Source organism: Aromatoleum sp. (assembly GCF_032027225.1).
In the GTDB taxonomy this organism is placed as follows: Bacteria; Pseudomonadota; Gammaproteobacteria; order Burkholderiales; family Rhodocyclaceae; genus Aromatoleum.
In genome coordinates this window covers 239,068-252,760 of the sequence record NZ_JAVSMM010000001.1, presented here as the reverse complement: position 1 = coordinate 252,760, position 13,693 = coordinate 239,068, and the positions used below count along the sequence as shown (strand labels likewise).

Below are 13,693 nucleotides of genomic sequence, written 5' to 3'. Positions count from 1 at the left end.
GAGCGCACGATGGCCGCCGTAACCAACACCTCTCCGTCGCCGACCGACGCGATCGCCGCGAGCCTCGCGCGCAAGACGACAACCGCGAAATCCGAGGAACTTTCCGAGTCGCGCTTCCTGACGCTGCTGACCGCGCAGCTCAAGAACCAGGACCCGATGAATCCGCTCGACAACGCGCAGGTCACGTCGCAGCTCGCGCAGATCAGCACCGTCGACGGCATCGAGCGGCTCAACTCGATGCTCGGCCAGATCATGCAAGGCCAGCAGTCGTCCGAAGCGCTGCAGGCGGCTTCGCTGGTCGGCCGCGGCGTGCTGATCCCCGGCAAGGGGATGCAGCTCAGCGACGCCGGCGCGATCGGCGGCTTCTCGCTCGATGCGCCCGCCGACAAGGTCACGCTCAGCATCAAGGACGCGAACGGACTCGAAGTCGCGACCGTGCCGCTCGGCTCCTTCGACGCCGGCACGCACAACTTCCAGTGGGACGGCACGGCGGCGGACGGCGCGCGCGCGGCGAACGGCAAGTACACCGTCAGCATCGAGGCGCTTACCGGCGACAAGGCGGTCGCCAGCCAGATGCTCGAGTTCGGCGCGGTCACGAGCGTCGTCCGCGGGCCCAAGGGCTCGGACCTCCAGATCGGCGACCTGGGCATCTTCAAGATGTCCGAGATCAAACAGATTCTCTGAACCCAGACCTTCCAGGGAGAAGATCATGGCATTCCAGCAGGGCCTCTCGGGCCTCAATTCCGCGTCGAAGGCGCTCGACGTCATCAGCAACAACGTCGCGAACTCGAACACGATCGGCTTCAAGGCGGGCCGCGCCGAGTTTGCGGACGTCTATGCGGCGGCGCTCAATGGCGCGGCGGCCGGGGTGCAGGTCGGCATCGGCTCGGCGATCGGCGCGGTCACGCAGTCGTTCTCGCAGGGCAACATCACGACGACGAACAACCCGCTCGACGTCGCGATCAACGGCAACGGCTTCTTCCGCATGGCCAACTCCGACGGCTCGGTCGCCTACACGCGCAACGGGCAGTTCGACATCAACAAGAACGGCTACATCGTCAATGCTCAGGGGATGCAATTGACGGGTTACCCGGCGAACAACGGCGTGATCCTTGCCGGTGGCGATCCGACGGCCATCAAGCTGAATTATTCCGACGTGTCGCCCGAACGGACGACCGAGTTGGCCATCGGCATGAACCTGGATTCCAGAGCCCAGACTCCCACGGAGGCGTTCAGCGCCGCCAATCCCAAGCCGCTCGATCCCAACAACCCCGCGTCCGGAAACTACAATTTCTCGACTTCCGCGACGCTCTACGACGCGCTTGGCAACTCGCATACCGCAACCTTGTATTTTCGTAAGGAGGCGACAGCGGGCGAGTGGACCGTTCACCCCATCGTCGACGGGACGACGCCCACCACCCCCGGCAGCATCACAGTTACGTTCGACCCCGCGACCGGTAAATTGACGAGCCCGGCGGCCGGCTCGGAACCGACATTGACGATGGATATCGACAATGCGAATTTTGGCGGAGCCCCCGATTTCAACGTCAAGTTCTTCATGGGTGACAGCACCCAGTTCGGCAGCCAGTTCGGCGTGAACACCCTGCGCCAGGACGGCTTCGCGTCGGGGCGGCTCACCGGCATCACGATCGGTGACGACGGCGTGATCCTCGGGCGCTACAGCAACGGCCAGAGTCGCGACCTCGGGCAGGTCGTGCTCGCGAACTTCCAGAGCCCGAACGGCCTGCTGTCGCTCGGCGGCAACCTGTGGGCGGAGTCGCCCGATTCCGGCCAGCCGATCGTCGGCGTGCCGGGCAGTGCGAACCTCGGCCTGATGACCGCAGGCGCGGTCGAGGAAGCGAACGTCGATCTCACGTCCGAACTCGTGCAGCTCATCGTGCAGCAGCGCGCCTACCAGGCCAATGCGCAGTCGGTGCGCGCGCAGGACACGATCCTGCAGACGATCGTCAATCTCGGCTAAGCACGTCTGACCTCGCGCCGGCCTCCCGGGACGGCGCGTCACCGCAACGGAGCGCGACATGGACCGCCTGATCTACACCGCGATGAGCGGCGCGAAGCACACGCTGAACCAGCAGGCGGCGGTGTCGCACAACCTCGCGAACGCGAACTCGACCGGCTTTCGCGCCGAGCTGCACAAGCTGCGCGCGGTGCCGGTGCAGGGCGAAGGGCTCGCGACGCGTGCGTTCGTCGTCGATGCGAGCGTCGCGACGAACTTCGACGCCGGGCCGCTGCAGCAGACCGGCCGCGCGCTCGACGTCGCGGTCGAGGGCAAGGGCTGGCTTGCGGTGCAATTGCCCGACGGCAGCGAAGGCTACACGCGCGACGGCAGCTTCGAACTCAGTGCGAACGGCGTGCTGCAGACGAGGAACGGCCTGCCGGTGCTCGGCGACGGCGGCCCGATCACGATTCCGCCCGACAACGAGATCCTGGTCGGCAAGGACGGGACGATCTCGGCAATGCTCGCCGGTGGCGAACAGAACGTCGTGAACAACCTCGGCAGGCTGAAGCTCGTGAATCCGCCCGAAGAGATGCTCGTGCGCGGCGAGGACGGCCTGTTCCGGCTGCGCGGCGGCGGTGAGGCGCCGGTCGACGATGCGGTGCAGGTCGCCGGTGGCCACGTCGAAGGCAGCAACGTGAATGTCGTCGACCAGATGGTCCAGATGATCGCGCTCGCGCGGCAGTTCGAGATGCAGACGCGGATGCTGCAGAGCGCCGAGTCCAACGACCAGGCCGCGACGCGCGTGCTGTCGAACGGCTGAGCGCCGCGCCCGCGCCGGGAATAGCGGGTCTTTCACGTCGTGTTCCGGCGATTGAAGCAAAGGGAGCCGGCCTAGACTGGCTCCGACACTGCAGGCGGCGCGTCCGCCGGAAAGAAAGGAGCCAGCATCATGATTCGCTCACTGTGGATCGCCCGTACCGGCCTCGACGCCCAGCAAAGCCAGCTCGACGTCATCTCGAACAACCTCGCCAACGTCTCGACGAACGGCTACAAGCGCTCGCGCGCGGTGTTCGAGGATCTGCTGTACCAGACGATCCGCCAGCCCGGCGCGCAGAACACGCAGCAGAACCAGATCGGCAGCGGCCTGCAGCTCGGCACGGGCGTGCGCATGGTCGCGACCGAGCGCATCCACACGCAGGGCAACCTGCAGCAGACCGGCAACGCGCTCGACATGGGCGTGCAGGGGCAGGGCTTCTTCCAGGTCGCGCTGCCCGACGGCACGCCGGCCTACACGCGCGACGGCGCCTTCCAGCTCGACTCGCAAGGCCAGATGGTCACCGCGAGCGGCTATCCGCTCGAGCCCGCGATCATCATCCCGAACGACGCGCAGACCGTGACGATCGGCAAGGACGGCACGGTCAGCGTGCTGCAGGCCGGCCAGACCGCGCCGACCGTCGTCGGCAACATCCAGCTCGCGACCTTCGTCAATCCGGGCGGCCTGTCGAGCATCGGCGAAAACCTGTTCCGCGAGACGCCGTCGTCCGGTGTCGCGACGCCCAACCAGCCCGGCACGAACGGCGCCGGCGTGATCAACCAGCAGTACGTCGAGACCTCGAACGTCAACGTCGCCGAGGAGCTCGTCAGCATGATCGCGACGCAGCGCGCGTACGAGCTCAACTCGCGCGCGATTCAGACTTCCGACCAGATGCTCGGGCGCCTGACGCAACTTTGAACCGTCGCATCATGAATATCGTCCGCGTCGTCCCCGTTCTCGTGCTCGCGCTGCTGTCCGGTTGTGCGGCGATCTATTCGACGCCGCCGACCGCGGTGCATCAGCCGATGACGGCGCGGCCGGAGCCGCGTCCGCAGGCGCAGCCCGCGACGGGGGCGATCTTCCAGGCGAACCAGGCGCGGCCGCTATTCGAGGATCGCCGCGCGCGCCACGTCGGCGACACGCTGACGATCAACCTCGTCGAGAGCACGACCGCGCAGAAGGCCGCGAACAGCAGCGCGACGCGCGGCTCGTCGATCAGCGGCGGCATCAGCGCGGCGTCGCGCGTGCCGCTCGCCGGGCTCGCCGGCATGAACGTCGAAGCCGGCATGGATTCGGATTTCGCCGGCAAGGGCGCGTCCGCGGCGAACAACCGCTTCAACGGCACGATCAGCGTCACCGTGATCGAGGTCTATCCCAACGGCAACCTGCTGGTGTCGGGCGAAAAGCAGGTCGCGATCAACCAGGGCAACGAGTTCATCCGCTTCTCCGGCGTCGTCAACCCGACGATGATCACCGCGGCGAACACCGTGCAGTCGACGCAGATCGCCGACGCGCGGATCGAATACAAGGGCAGCGGCTACATCGATGAGTCGAACCAGATGGGCTGGCTGCAGCGCTTCTTCAACGTCGTGCTGCCGTTCTGATGGCGGCCCGCGGGGAGTGAAAGATGTTTCGCAATGACCGACGCCCCGTGACCCCGGGCAGGATGCTGCGGGCCGCGGCGTGTGCGTTCGCGCTGATCGTCGGCTGCGGCGGCGCGGCGGCCGAGCGCCTGAAGGATCTCGCGTCGGTCGCCGGCGTGCGCGACAACCAGCTCGTCGGCTACGGCCTCGTCGTCGGCCTCGACGGCAGCGGCGACCAGACGACGCAGACGCCGTTCACCGTGCAGAGCATCGTCAACATGCTCGGCAACATGGGCGTGACGCTGCCGCCGGGCACGAACCTGCAGTTGAAGAACGTCGCCGCGGTGATGGTCACCGCGAGCCTGCCGCCGTTCGCGCGGCCGGGGCAGCAGCTCGACATCACCGTGTCGTCGATCGGCAACGCGAAGAGCCTGCGCGGCGGCACGCTCGTAATGACGCCGCTGAAGGGCGCCGACGGACAGGTCTACGCGATGGCGCAGGGGAACATGCTGGTCGGCGGCGCGGGCGCATCGGCCGCGGGCTCGTCGCAGACGATCAATCACCTGTCGGCCGGCCGCGTGCCGGGCGGCGCGACCGTCGAGCGAGCCGTGCCGACGATGGTCGGTCAGGGCGAGCACGTCACGTTCGAGCTCAACGACTCCGACTTCGGCACCGCGCGCCGCGTCGTCGATGCGATCAACCTCGCGACTGCGGCCGGCACCGCGCAGGCGCTCGATGCACGCAGCATCCAGGTGCGCGCGCCACTGGATACGACCGACCGCGTCGCCTTCCTCGGCAAGCTCGAGAACCTCGAAGTCACGCCCGCGCAGCAGGCCGCGAAAGTCATCGTCAATTCGCGCACCGGCTCGGTCGTCATGAACCAGAGCGTGACGCTGCAGAACGTCGCCGTCGCGCACGGCAATCTCACCGTCACGATCGACGTCGAGCCGGTCATCAGCCAGCCGGCGCCGTTCTCGCGCGGCGAGACCGTCGTCACGCAGCGTGGCGCGGTCGACATCCGGCAGGACGAAGCCATCGTGCACAACGTGCGCGCGGCCGCGAACCTCGCCGACGTCGTCAAGGCGCTCAACGCGCTCGGTGCGACGCCGATGGACCTCATCAGCATCCTGCAGGCGATGAAGGCCGCGGGTTCGCTGCGCGCCGAGCTCGAGGTGATCTGAGATGGTCGCCCCGGCGCAGATCAACACCCTCGACCCGAACGCGCTCGCGGACCTGAAGCGCCTGTCGCGCGACAACAATTCGCCGGCGGCGCTGCGCGCGACCGCGAAGCAGTTCGAGGCGCTGTTCCTGCAGATGGTGATGAAGTCGATGCGCGACGCGGTGCCGTCCAACGGCATGCTCGACACCGACCAGACGCGGCTCTTCCAGTCGCTGCAGGACCAGCAGATGTCGACGAACCTCGCGCAAGGTCGCGGCGTGGGGCTTGCGGACGTGATCTATCGGCAGCTCGGCGGCGACGCGGCCGAAAACCGCGGGACTGGAATGGAGCCGCTCGCCGCGGCGCCGATGTCCGGTGCGCCGGCGGTGCCGGCACGAACGGCAATTCCCGCCGTCCGTCCGCGCGAAGCGGCAACTTCCGCCGCCCGCGAACCGGGTGCGACGGGCGAACTCGCCGCGCAGGCGAGCGCGGCACTCGACGCCGCCTATGCACGTCGCGAAGCGGCGAGAGCGGCGGCGGGCACTCCGGGCGCCGGAGCGGTGGAGCGCGGCGCGCAAACGGCGGACGCGGCGCCGCCGCGCAGCTCTGCCTCCGGCCGGCCGCAGGAGTTCGTCAATCGCGTCTGGGCGCAGGCCGACACGGCGAGCCGCGCGACGGGCATTCCGGCGCGCTTCATGGTCGCGCAGGCGGCGCTCGAAACCGGCTGGGGCCGTGCCGAACTGCGGCACGCGGACGGCCGGCCGAGCTACAACCTCTTCAACATCAAGGCCGGCGCGAACTGGAAAGGACCGGTCGTCGAAGTGCCGGTCACCGAATACGCGAACGGCCGCAAATACACCGAGATCGCGCGCTTCCGCGCCTACGGCTCGTACGAGGAAGCGTTCCGCGACTACGCAAACCTGCTGCAGCAGAGCCCGCGCTACGCGAAGGTGCTCGGCCAGACCGACGCGAAAGGCTTCGCGCGCAGCCTGCAGCAGGCCGGCTACGCGACCGACCCGATGTACGCGGACAAGCTCGCGCGCATCATCGACGGCAAGACGCTGCGCTCGGCGCTGCTCGCCTGATCCGCGCCGCGGGAGCGTGACGGCGCGGAGGTTGTGGCAGAAGTTTTGCTAGGGAATGCCGTAAGAGCAGCAGGAAAGGGGGAAGCATCATGGCGGGGCTACTGGGCATCGGTCTGACAGGCATCAACAGCGCGCAAGCGAACCTGTTGACGACCAGCCACAACATCACGAACGCGAACACCCCGGGCTACAACCGCCAGACGACCGTCATCACGACGAACGACCCGCTGTTTTCCGGTGCCGGCTTCTTCGGACAGGGCTCGAAAGTTGACGGCGTGCGCCGCCAGTACGACCAGTTCCTCGGCCAGCAGGTGCTGAACGCGTCGGCGCGCAAGGAAGAATTCTCGGCCTATGGCGCGCAAATCTCGCAACTCGACAACCTGCTTGCCGACCCGAACGCCGGCCTGTCGCCCGCGCTCGCCGACTTCTTCGCCGGCGTGCAGGACGTCGCGACGAATCCCGCGAGCATTCCCGCGCGACAGGCGCTGATCTCGACCGCCGAATCGCTCGCCGCGCGCTTCAATTCGCTCGACACGCGTCTGAACGAGATCCGCGACCTCAACGAAGGGCAGATCGTCAGCACCATCGATTCGATCAACGCCTACGCGCGCCAGATCGCCGACATGAACCAGCGCATCGGCGTGCTGCAGGTCGGCGGGCCGTCGATACCGGCGAACGACCTCCTCGACCAGCGCGACAACCTCGTCACCGAACTCAACAAGCTCGTCAAGGTCAGCACGCTCACCGAATCCGACGGCTCGCTCAGCGTCTTCGTCGGCAGCGGCCAATCGCTCGTCGTCGGCTCGGCCGTGTCGCAACTCGAAGTCAGGCGGCCGGACCCAGCAGACCCGTTCCGCGGCGAAATCCACCTCGTAGCCCCGAATAACGGCTCGGTGTCGCTCCCCGATTCGCTGTTTTCCGGCGGGCAACTCGGGGGGCTGTTGAAGTTCCGCGGCGAGACGCTCGACAGCGCGCGCACACAGCTCGGCCAGCTCGCTATTTCGGTCGCAACCGAATTTAACGCCCAACACCGTGCTGGCCTCGCTCTTGACGGGACGACGACCAACATCGATTTTTTTGCGGACATCGGCCCGATGGCCGCCGACCCGGTGAGCCTGCGTATGGCGGCAGGCTCGTTCGCCGTCGCGATTTCCGATCCGCGCGCGATCGCCGCATCGGGCGCGAACGATGCGGCAAGAGGCGTAGCCGCGGGCGGCAGCAACAACGAGAACGCGCTGAAGCTCGCTGCGTTGCAATCGACACGAATCATGAACGGCGGCACCGCGACCTTCCAGTCGTCGTACTCGCAGCTCGTCAGCTTCGTCGGCAACAAGACGCGCGAAGTGCAGATCGGCGAAGCGGCGCAGGAGGCGCAACTGCAGCAGGCGACCGACGCACAGCAGGCGCTGTCGGGCGTCAATCTCGACGAGGAGGCGGCGAATCTGATCCGCTACCAGCAGTCGTACCAGGCCGCCGCGCGGGTGATGTCGGTCGCCGGAACGCTGTTCGACGAAATCCTCTCCATCGCGCGCTGACACGGGGTTACACCATGAGAATCTCGACGAACATGATCTTCGACGCGGGGCGCAACGCGATCCAGCGGCAAAGTTCGGAGATGCTGCACACGCAGCAGCAGATCGCGACGGGGCGCCGGATTCTGACGCCGTCGGACGACCCCATCGCCGCCTCGCGCGCGCTCGAAGTCACGCAGTCGCAGCGCGCAAACGAACAGTTCCAGACGAACATCGGTTACGCGAAGGACGCGCTCGCGACGCTCGAAAGCGATCTCGGCTCGATCGGCGACATCCTCACCTACATCCGCACGCGCGCGGTCGAGGCCGGCAACCCGACCTACACGTCGTCCGAGCACCAGGCGATCGCGGCCGACATCGAGGCGCAATTCGGCGCGCTGCTCGGGATTGCGAACGGCAAGGATGCGACCGGCGAGTATCGTTTCGCAGGCTACCGGTCCACCGACGCGGCGTTCTCGGGGGGCGCGTTCGACCCGGCCGCGGGACCTGCGGCCGTCGCGTACCGCGGCGATGCCGGCGCGCGCAGCATCCAGGTGAGCGCGTCGCGGACGATGCCGGTCGGCGAGCCCGGCAGCGGCGTGTTCATTGTCGTGCCGAACGCCGCGACCGGCGAGCCCGAGTCGCAAGTATTCGGCTGGATATCGAATTTCATCAACGACCTTCGCAATCCGCCCGCCGGCGGCCTGTCCGCGTCCGTTGCGAGTGCGATCGGAAACATGGACACCGCGCTCGACAAGGTGCTGACGATCCGCGCGTCGGTCGGCTCGCGGATGACCGAGCTCGACGCGCTCGAGGAACTCTCGGCAGCACACGGCGAACAGTACGCGCAGACGCTATCGCGGCTGCAGGACGTCGACTATGCGGAAGCGATCTCGCGGCTGTCGAAGCAGCAGACGATCCTCGAAGCGGCCCAGCAGTCGTATGTGCGCGTCACCGGTCTGTCGCTGTTCGACTACCTGCGCTGACCGGCATGACGCTCTTCGCACCGAAACCGCGCCGTCGCTGCGCCCCAGCCACACTCGCGCGCTTCGCCATCGCGCTGGCCGTCCCGCTCGCGGCCGGCTGCGCCGCGCTCGAGCAGTACAGCGCGCCCGTCGCCGGCGTGGCCGGTGCCGCGAGCATGGCCTCGAAGCTCGATCTGCTCGGAGCGGAATACCTTGCCGGCGGCGCGATCGCCTATGCAATCTACGATCCGCTCGCGCCGACGTGGGACATCAAGGCGGTGCGGCTCGACGAGGAGCGCGTGCGCTTCGACCTGCGGATGAAGTCGCTCGTCAGCGGTGGCGAGGGCGAAGCCCGGCAAGTGTTCGCTCGCAACGCGCGGCAGTTCGCCGATACCGGGGGTTTCGCGGGCTACGACGTCGTGCGTTTCGAGGAAGGCATCGAGTCGACGCGCCCGTTCGCACGACGCGTCGCGAGCGGCGAGATCCGGCTCGCGCGCTCGCGCGTCTGGCCCGACTTCTGATCAGACGAACGCGCGCAGCAGCTGGTCGATCGCGTCGAACCCGCGCTCGAAGAGGCTCTGCAGCGCCGGCGCGATCACGTTCAGGCTCAGCAGCAGCACGAGGAAGCCGACCGACAGCGTGATCGGAAAGCCGACCGCGAACAGGTTCAGTTGCGGCGCTGCGCGCGTCAGCACGCCGAGCGCGGTGTTCGTGATCAGGAGCGCCGCGACCATCGGCAGCGCGAGCAGCAGTCCGGACGCGAACATCACGCTGCCGTAGCGTGCGATCAGCAGCCAGCCTTCGGCTTTCGCCGCGGTGCCGACCGGCAGCCATTCGAAGCTAGCGACGAGGACGCCGAGCAGCATCAGGTGGCCGTTCAGCGCGACGAACACGAGCAGCGAAATCAGGCCGAGAAACTCGGCGATGACTGCGGTCTGCGCGCCACTCTGCGGGCTGAAGAACACCGCGAAGGACAGGCCCATCTGCAGGCCGATCATCTCGCCGGCGACGTCGACCGCGGCGAAGACGATGCGCATCATGAAGCCCATCGCGATGCCGATGAAGGCCTGCTGCACGAGGATCGCCGCCGCGAGCATCGAGTCGGCGGGGACTGTAGGCATCGGCGGCAGCGCCGGCGTCACCGCGAGCGCGACCGCGATGCCGATCGCGAGACGCACGCGCACGGGCACCATGCGGTTGGAGAGCAGCGGCGCGGACGCGACGAGGCCGAGGATGCGCGCGAGCGGAAACATCAGCGCGGCGATCCACGCGTCGAGTTGCGCCGACGTGACGCTCAGCATCGGTCGGCGCCTAGCCGATCACCGTCGGGATCGATTCGAGCAGCCGGCGCGTGAAGTCGGTGATCAGCGTGATCATCCAGTTGCCGGCGATGACCAGCGTCGCGAATACCGCGACGAGCTTCGGCACGAAGGTCAGCGTCATTTCGTTGATCTGCGTCGCCGCCTGGAAGACGCTGACGACGAGGCCGGTGACGAGCGCGGCGAGGAACAGCGGCGCCGACATCATCAGCGTGATTTCGACGGCCTGCCGGCCGATGTCGACGACCATGCCAGGGGTCATGTTGGGTTCTCCGGGTTAGACGGCGAAGCTCTGGACGAGCGAGCCGATCAGAAGCGTCCAGCCATCGACGAGCACGAACAGCATGATCTTGAACGGCAGCGACACGATCACCGGCGACATCATCATCATGCCCATCGACATCAGCACCGACGCGACGACCATGTCGATGATCAGGAACGGGATGAAGACGACGAAGCCGATCTGGAACGCGGTCTTCAGCTCCGACGTGACGAAGGCCGGCACGACGACTCGCATCGGCAGGTCGTCGGCGCGCTCGACCGGCGGCGTCTTCGACAGCCGCGCGAACAGCGCGATGTCGGGCTCGCGCACCTGCTTCAGCATGAACTCCTTGACCGGCACCGACCCGCGCGCGAGCGCTTCGTCGAGCGAAATCTCGTTCTGCGACATCGGCACATAGGCGTCGGCATACACGCGCTCGAGGACCGGCGACATCACGAAGAAGCTCAGGAACAGCGCGAGGCCGAGGAGCACCTGGTTCGGCGGCGAAGTCTGCGTGCCCATCGCGGTCCGCAGCAGCGCGAACACGATGATGATCCGCGTGAAGCACGTCATCATCAGCACGACCGCAGGGATGAACGACAGCGAAGTCAGCAGCAGCAGCGTCTGCACGCTGAGGCTGTACGTCGTGCCGCCGCCCGGCGCCGGCGTGCCGGTGATCGCGGGCAGACCTTGCGCGGCGGCGGCGAACGGGGCGAACAGCAGCAGCGCCGGCAGCAAGTGCCGGAACATGCTCATCCGATCAACGCGCATCGTTGCGACGCTCCATCGCGCGCTTGAGCCAGCCCGGAAAATCGCCGGCGGCCTTGCCCGGGTCGGAGCCGACGAGACCTGCGGCCTCGTCCGCGGACAGCGTGTGCAGCGTATTGACGCTCGCCGACGTCACGCCGAGCACCAGCACCTTGCCCGCGATCTCGACGAGCACGACTCGCTCGCGCGGACCGACCGGCGCCGCACCGAGCACCTTGAGTCCGGTCATCGCGCCGCGCGCGACCGACAGCCGCTTGATCAGCCACAAACCGGTGAGCAGCAGCCCGATGACGACCGCGAGGCCGAACACCATCTGGCCGATGCTGCCGGCGACGTCGGGCGGTGCGTCGGCGGCAGCGAGCGGCGGCGACGCGGCGAGGAGGAGAGCGAGGTGGGTGAAGCGCAAGGGTGTCACGGCGGTTCGCGGGTTCTTCGGATGGAAGAAGGATAGACGCCGGCCGCGGCGGGGGAGGAGGGATAAGAGGGGCGAAAGCGCGGCTATTCGAGGTTTCCGGGGCGCGGGCCCGGGCTCGAAAGCACCCCTGCCGGGGAAGGTGGGTGGATCAAACGTCGGGGCCCGTCGTTTCCGGAAATTCGGCGAATCCGCCATCAATGATGGCCTCCGCCTTCGCGAGGAGATCGGCCGGAACATCGGCGAAGAGTTTCCGTTTTGGGCTGCGACAACTCGGCGTTTCGGGACCTGCCGGATCAACGGCGACGTGCGATCTTCGTCGTTCGACGCCTCAGTGTCGGCGCCGTCCACGTCCCGAACTGCGGGGCGCGTGCGGACTCGTCCGTCAGCCGCGGATCTTCCGCATCCGCTCGGCGGGCGTGATGATGTCCGTGAGGCGGATGCCGAACTTGTCATTGACGACGACGACTTCGCCTTGCGCGATCAGCGTGCCGTTGACGAGCACGTCCATCGGCTCGCCGGCGAGCCCGTCGAGCTCGACGACCGAGCCGTGCGCGAGCTGCAGCAGGTTGCGGATCGAGATCTTCGTGCGGCCGAGTTCGACGGTGAGCTGGACCGGGATGTCCAGGATCATGTCGAAGTCGTTCAGCGTCCCGGATTTCGGCGACGACGCGCCGAAGTCGGGGAACAGATGGCTCGCGGGCTTCGCCTGGTACGGCGATTCCGCGACCGCGGCGAGGTCGGCGGCGACGCGCCGCGCTTCGGCGTCGGCACCGGTTTCGGCGGCCGACTGTTCCATCATCGCTGCGGCCCAGTCGTCTTCGGTGATCTGATCGGTGTCGTTGTCAGCCATGCTGGCCTCCGGGTAATGGGCTGTCGGCGTCCTCGTTCGCGAAGAAGCGCTCGACCTTGACCGCGTAGTGGCCGCCCTGGCGGCCGTAACTCAGTTCGAGGACGGGAATGCCGTCGACCTCGCCGTGCAGGTGCTCCGGCACGGTGAGCGGGATCACGTCGCCGACGCGCAGGTCGGCGACGTCGCGCAGCGTCACGTCGGCGCTGCCGAGGTTGCAGACGAGCTCGACTTCCGCGCTTTGCAGCTGCCGCGTCAGCAGCTTGATCCAGCGGTTGTCCTGCGTCAGATGGTCGCTCTGCATCGTCGAGTACAGCAGGTCGCGGATCGGCTCGACCATCGAGTACGGGAAGCAGATGTGCATGTCGGCCTGCGAGCCGCCGAATTCGAGCGAGAAGCTCGCCGAGATCACGATCTCGGACGGCGTCGCGATGTTCGCGAACTGCGAGTTCATCTCCGAGCGCACGTATTCCAGATCGATCTTGAACACCGGCGCCCACGCGCGCGAGTATTCCGCGAACACGACGCCGAGCATGCCCTGGATGATGCGCTGCTCGGTCGGCGTGAAGTCGCGTCCCTCGACGCGCGAGTGGAAGCGACCGTCGCCGCCGAACATGTTGTCGACGACGAGGAACACGAGGTTCGGGTCGAACACGACGAGGCCGGTGCCGCGCAATGGCTTCGCGAGCACGAGGTTGAGGTTCGTCGGCACGACGAGGTTGCGGACGAATTCGCCGTATTTCTGCACCTTGACCGGTCCGACCGAGACCTCGGCGTTGCGGTGCATGTAGTTGAAGAGCCCGATCCGCAGGTAGCGCGCGAAGCGCTCGTGGATCAGCTCCATCGTCGGCATCCGCCCGCGGACGATGCGTTCCTGCGTCGCCAGGTTGTACGGGCGTACGCCGCTCTGGTCGCCGGAGTCCTCTTCGAGCTCGTCCGGCTCCCCGGCGACGCCCTTCAGCAGCGCATCGACTTCATCCTGCGAGAGAAAATCGGAAGCCATGG

General features: G+C 67.3%; 16 protein-coding genes. 10 read left to right on the top strand and 6 right to left on the bottom strand.

Going from position 1 to position 13,693, the window contains the following annotated elements:
- The first annotated feature begins 9 nt into the window (after nt 1-9).
- The 10 genes from ROZ37_RS01145 (at nt 10) to ROZ37_RS01100 (ending at nt 9,598) form a co-directional block, all read left to right on the top strand.
- Nucleotides 10-684, top strand: coding sequence for a flagellar hook assembly protein FlgD (locus tag ROZ37_RS01145; protein ID WP_312656813.1), 675 nt, complete (start codon nt 10-12; stop codon nt 682-684).
- A 25-nt stretch (nt 685-709) separates the two neighbouring features.
- Entirely contained in the window at nt 710-1,981 is a 1,272-nt protein-coding gene (gene flgE / locus ROZ37_RS01140) for a flagellar hook protein FlgE (protein ID WP_312656811.1), read from the top strand.
- A gap of 58 nt (nt 1,982-2,039) precedes the next feature.
- The gene (gene flgF, locus ROZ37_RS01135; protein ID WP_312656809.1) at nt 2,040-2,780 is read left to right on the top strand and encodes a flagellar basal-body rod protein FlgF; all 741 of its coding nucleotides are present in this window, start codon (nt 2,040-2,042) and stop codon (nt 2,778-2,780) included.
- Nucleotides 2,781-2,909: 129 nt separating this feature from the next.
- A complete protein-coding gene (flgG, locus tag ROZ37_RS01130; protein ID WP_312656807.1) occupies nt 2,910-3,692 on the top strand; it encodes a flagellar basal-body rod protein FlgG in 783 nt (260 codons plus the stop codon).
- 11 nt (nt 3,693-3,703) lie between these two features.
- Nucleotides 3,704-4,378, top strand: coding sequence for a flagellar basal body L-ring protein FlgH (locus ROZ37_RS01125; protein ID WP_312656806.1), 675 nt, complete (start codon nt 3,704-3,706; stop codon nt 4,376-4,378).
- Between the two features lie 62 nt (nt 4,379-4,440).
- Complete coding sequence (locus ROZ37_RS01120) at nt 4,441-5,538, top strand: flagellar basal body P-ring protein FlgI (protein ID WP_312657484.1); 1,098 nt, start codon at nt 4,441-4,443, stop codon at nt 5,536-5,538.
- A 1-nt stretch (nt 5,539) separates the two neighbouring features.
- Nucleotides 5,540-6,601: a flagellar assembly peptidoglycan hydrolase FlgJ gene (flgJ, locus tag ROZ37_RS01115; protein WP_312656804.1), complete on the top strand. Its 1,062-nt coding sequence runs from the start codon at nt 5,540-5,542 to the stop codon at nt 6,599-6,601.
- Nucleotides 6,602-6,690: 89 nt separating this feature from the next.
- On the top strand, nt 6,691-8,136 hold the full coding sequence (gene flgK / locus ROZ37_RS01110; RefSeq protein ID WP_312656802.1) for a flagellar hook-associated protein FlgK: 1,446 nt from the start codon (nt 6,691-6,693) through the stop codon (nt 8,134-8,136).
- 14 nt (nt 8,137-8,150) lie between these two features.
- Nucleotides 8,151-9,098 (top strand): flagellar hook-associated protein FlgL, encoded by a 948-nt coding sequence (flgL, locus tag ROZ37_RS01105; RefSeq protein WP_312656800.1) that lies wholly within the window; start codon nt 8,151-8,153, stop codon nt 9,096-9,098.
- Between the two features lie 5 nt (nt 9,099-9,103).
- A complete protein-coding gene (locus tag ROZ37_RS01100) occupies nt 9,104-9,598 on the top strand; it encodes a hypothetical protein (protein ID WP_312656798.1) in 495 nt (164 codons plus the stop codon).
- Here the strand turns inward: ROZ37_RS01100 and fliR are convergent, their stop codons facing one another.
- The 6 genes from fliR to fliM all read right to left on the bottom strand — a co-directional run bounded on the left by fliR (nt 9,599) and on the right by fliM (nt 13,691).
- Nucleotides 9,599-10,378: a flagellar biosynthetic protein FliR gene (fliR, locus tag ROZ37_RS01095; protein WP_312656796.1), complete on the bottom strand. Its 780-nt coding sequence runs from the start codon at nt 10,376-10,378 to the stop codon at nt 9,599-9,601.
- Between the two features lie 10 nt (nt 10,379-10,388).
- A complete protein-coding gene (gene fliQ / locus ROZ37_RS01090) occupies nt 10,389-10,658 on the bottom strand; it encodes a flagellar biosynthesis protein FliQ (RefSeq protein ID WP_312656795.1) in 270 nt (89 codons plus the stop codon).
- Nucleotides 10,659-10,673: 15 nt separating this feature from the next.
- Nucleotides 10,674-11,414 carry a flagellar type III secretion system pore protein FliP gene (gene fliP / locus ROZ37_RS01085; protein ID WP_312657482.1) on the bottom strand — a complete coding sequence of 247 codons (741 nt, stop codon included), beginning with the start codon at nt 11,412-11,414 and terminating at the stop codon, nt 10,674-10,676.
- A gap of 4 nt (nt 11,415-11,418) precedes the next feature.
- Complete coding sequence (fliO, locus tag ROZ37_RS01080) at nt 11,419-11,841, bottom strand: flagellar biosynthetic protein FliO (protein ID WP_312656794.1); 423 nt, start codon at nt 11,839-11,841, stop codon at nt 11,419-11,421.
- A gap of 382 nt (nt 11,842-12,223) precedes the next feature.
- Nucleotides 12,224-12,691, bottom strand: a complete 468-nt coding sequence (fliN, locus tag ROZ37_RS01075) for a flagellar motor switch protein FliN (protein WP_312656792.1) — start codon at nt 12,689-12,691, stop codon at nt 12,224-12,226.
- Nucleotides 12,684-13,691 (bottom strand): flagellar motor switch protein FliM, encoded by a 1,008-nt coding sequence (gene fliM / locus ROZ37_RS01070; protein ID WP_312656790.1) that lies wholly within the window; start codon nt 13,689-13,691, stop codon nt 12,684-12,686. The genes fliN and fliM overlap by 8 nt, the downstream gene beginning before the upstream one ends.
- Between the last annotated feature and the right edge of the window lie 2 nt (nt 13,692-13,693).

Excerpts from the sequence above, each read along its gene's own strand:
- ROZ37_RS01145 (WP_312656813.1), top strand. The coding sequence starts at position 10 with ATGGCCGCCGTAACCAACACCTCTCCGTCGCCGACCGACGCGATCGCC.
- flgE (WP_312656811.1), top strand. The coding sequence starts at position 710 with ATGGCATTCCAGCAGGGCCTCTCGGGCCTCAATTCCGCGTCGAAGGCG.
- flgF (WP_312656809.1), top strand. The coding sequence starts at position 2,040 with ATGGACCGCCTGATCTACACCGCGATGAGCGGCGCGAAGCACACGCTG.
- flgG (WP_312656807.1), top strand. The coding sequence starts at position 2,910 with ATGATTCGCTCACTGTGGATCGCCCGTACCGGCCTCGACGCCCAGCAA.
- ROZ37_RS01125 (WP_312656806.1), top strand. The coding sequence starts at position 3,704 with ATGAATATCGTCCGCGTCGTCCCCGTTCTCGTGCTCGCGCTGCTGTCC.
- ROZ37_RS01120 (WP_312657484.1), top strand. The coding sequence starts at position 4,441 with ATGCTGCGGGCCGCGGCGTGTGCGTTCGCGCTGATCGTCGGCTGCGGC.
- flgJ (WP_312656804.1), top strand. The coding sequence starts at position 5,540 with ATGGTCGCCCCGGCGCAGATCAACACCCTCGACCCGAACGCGCTCGCG.
- flgK (WP_312656802.1), top strand. The coding sequence starts at position 6,691 with ATGGCGGGGCTACTGGGCATCGGTCTGACAGGCATCAACAGCGCGCAA.
- flgL (WP_312656800.1), top strand. The coding sequence starts at position 8,151 with ATGAGAATCTCGACGAACATGATCTTCGACGCGGGGCGCAACGCGATC.
- ROZ37_RS01100 (WP_312656798.1), top strand. The coding sequence starts at position 9,104 with ATGACGCTCTTCGCACCGAAACCGCGCCGTCGCTGCGCCCCAGCCACA.
- fliR (WP_312656796.1), bottom strand. The coding sequence starts at position 10,378 with ATGCTGAGCGTCACGTCGGCGCAACTCGACGCGTGGATCGCCGCGCTG.
- fliQ (WP_312656795.1), bottom strand. The coding sequence starts at position 10,658 with ATGACCCCTGGCATGGTCGTCGACATCGGCCGGCAGGCCGTCGAAATC.
- fliP (WP_312657482.1), bottom strand. The coding sequence starts at position 11,414 with ATGAGCATGTTCCGGCACTTGCTGCCGGCGCTGCTGCTGTTCGCCCCG.
- fliN (WP_312656792.1), bottom strand. The coding sequence starts at position 12,691 with ATGGCTGACAACGACACCGATCAGATCACCGAAGACGACTGGGCCGCA.
- fliM (WP_312656790.1), bottom strand. The coding sequence starts at position 13,691 with ATGGCTTCCGATTTTCTCTCGCAGGATGAAGTCGATGCGCTGCTGAAG.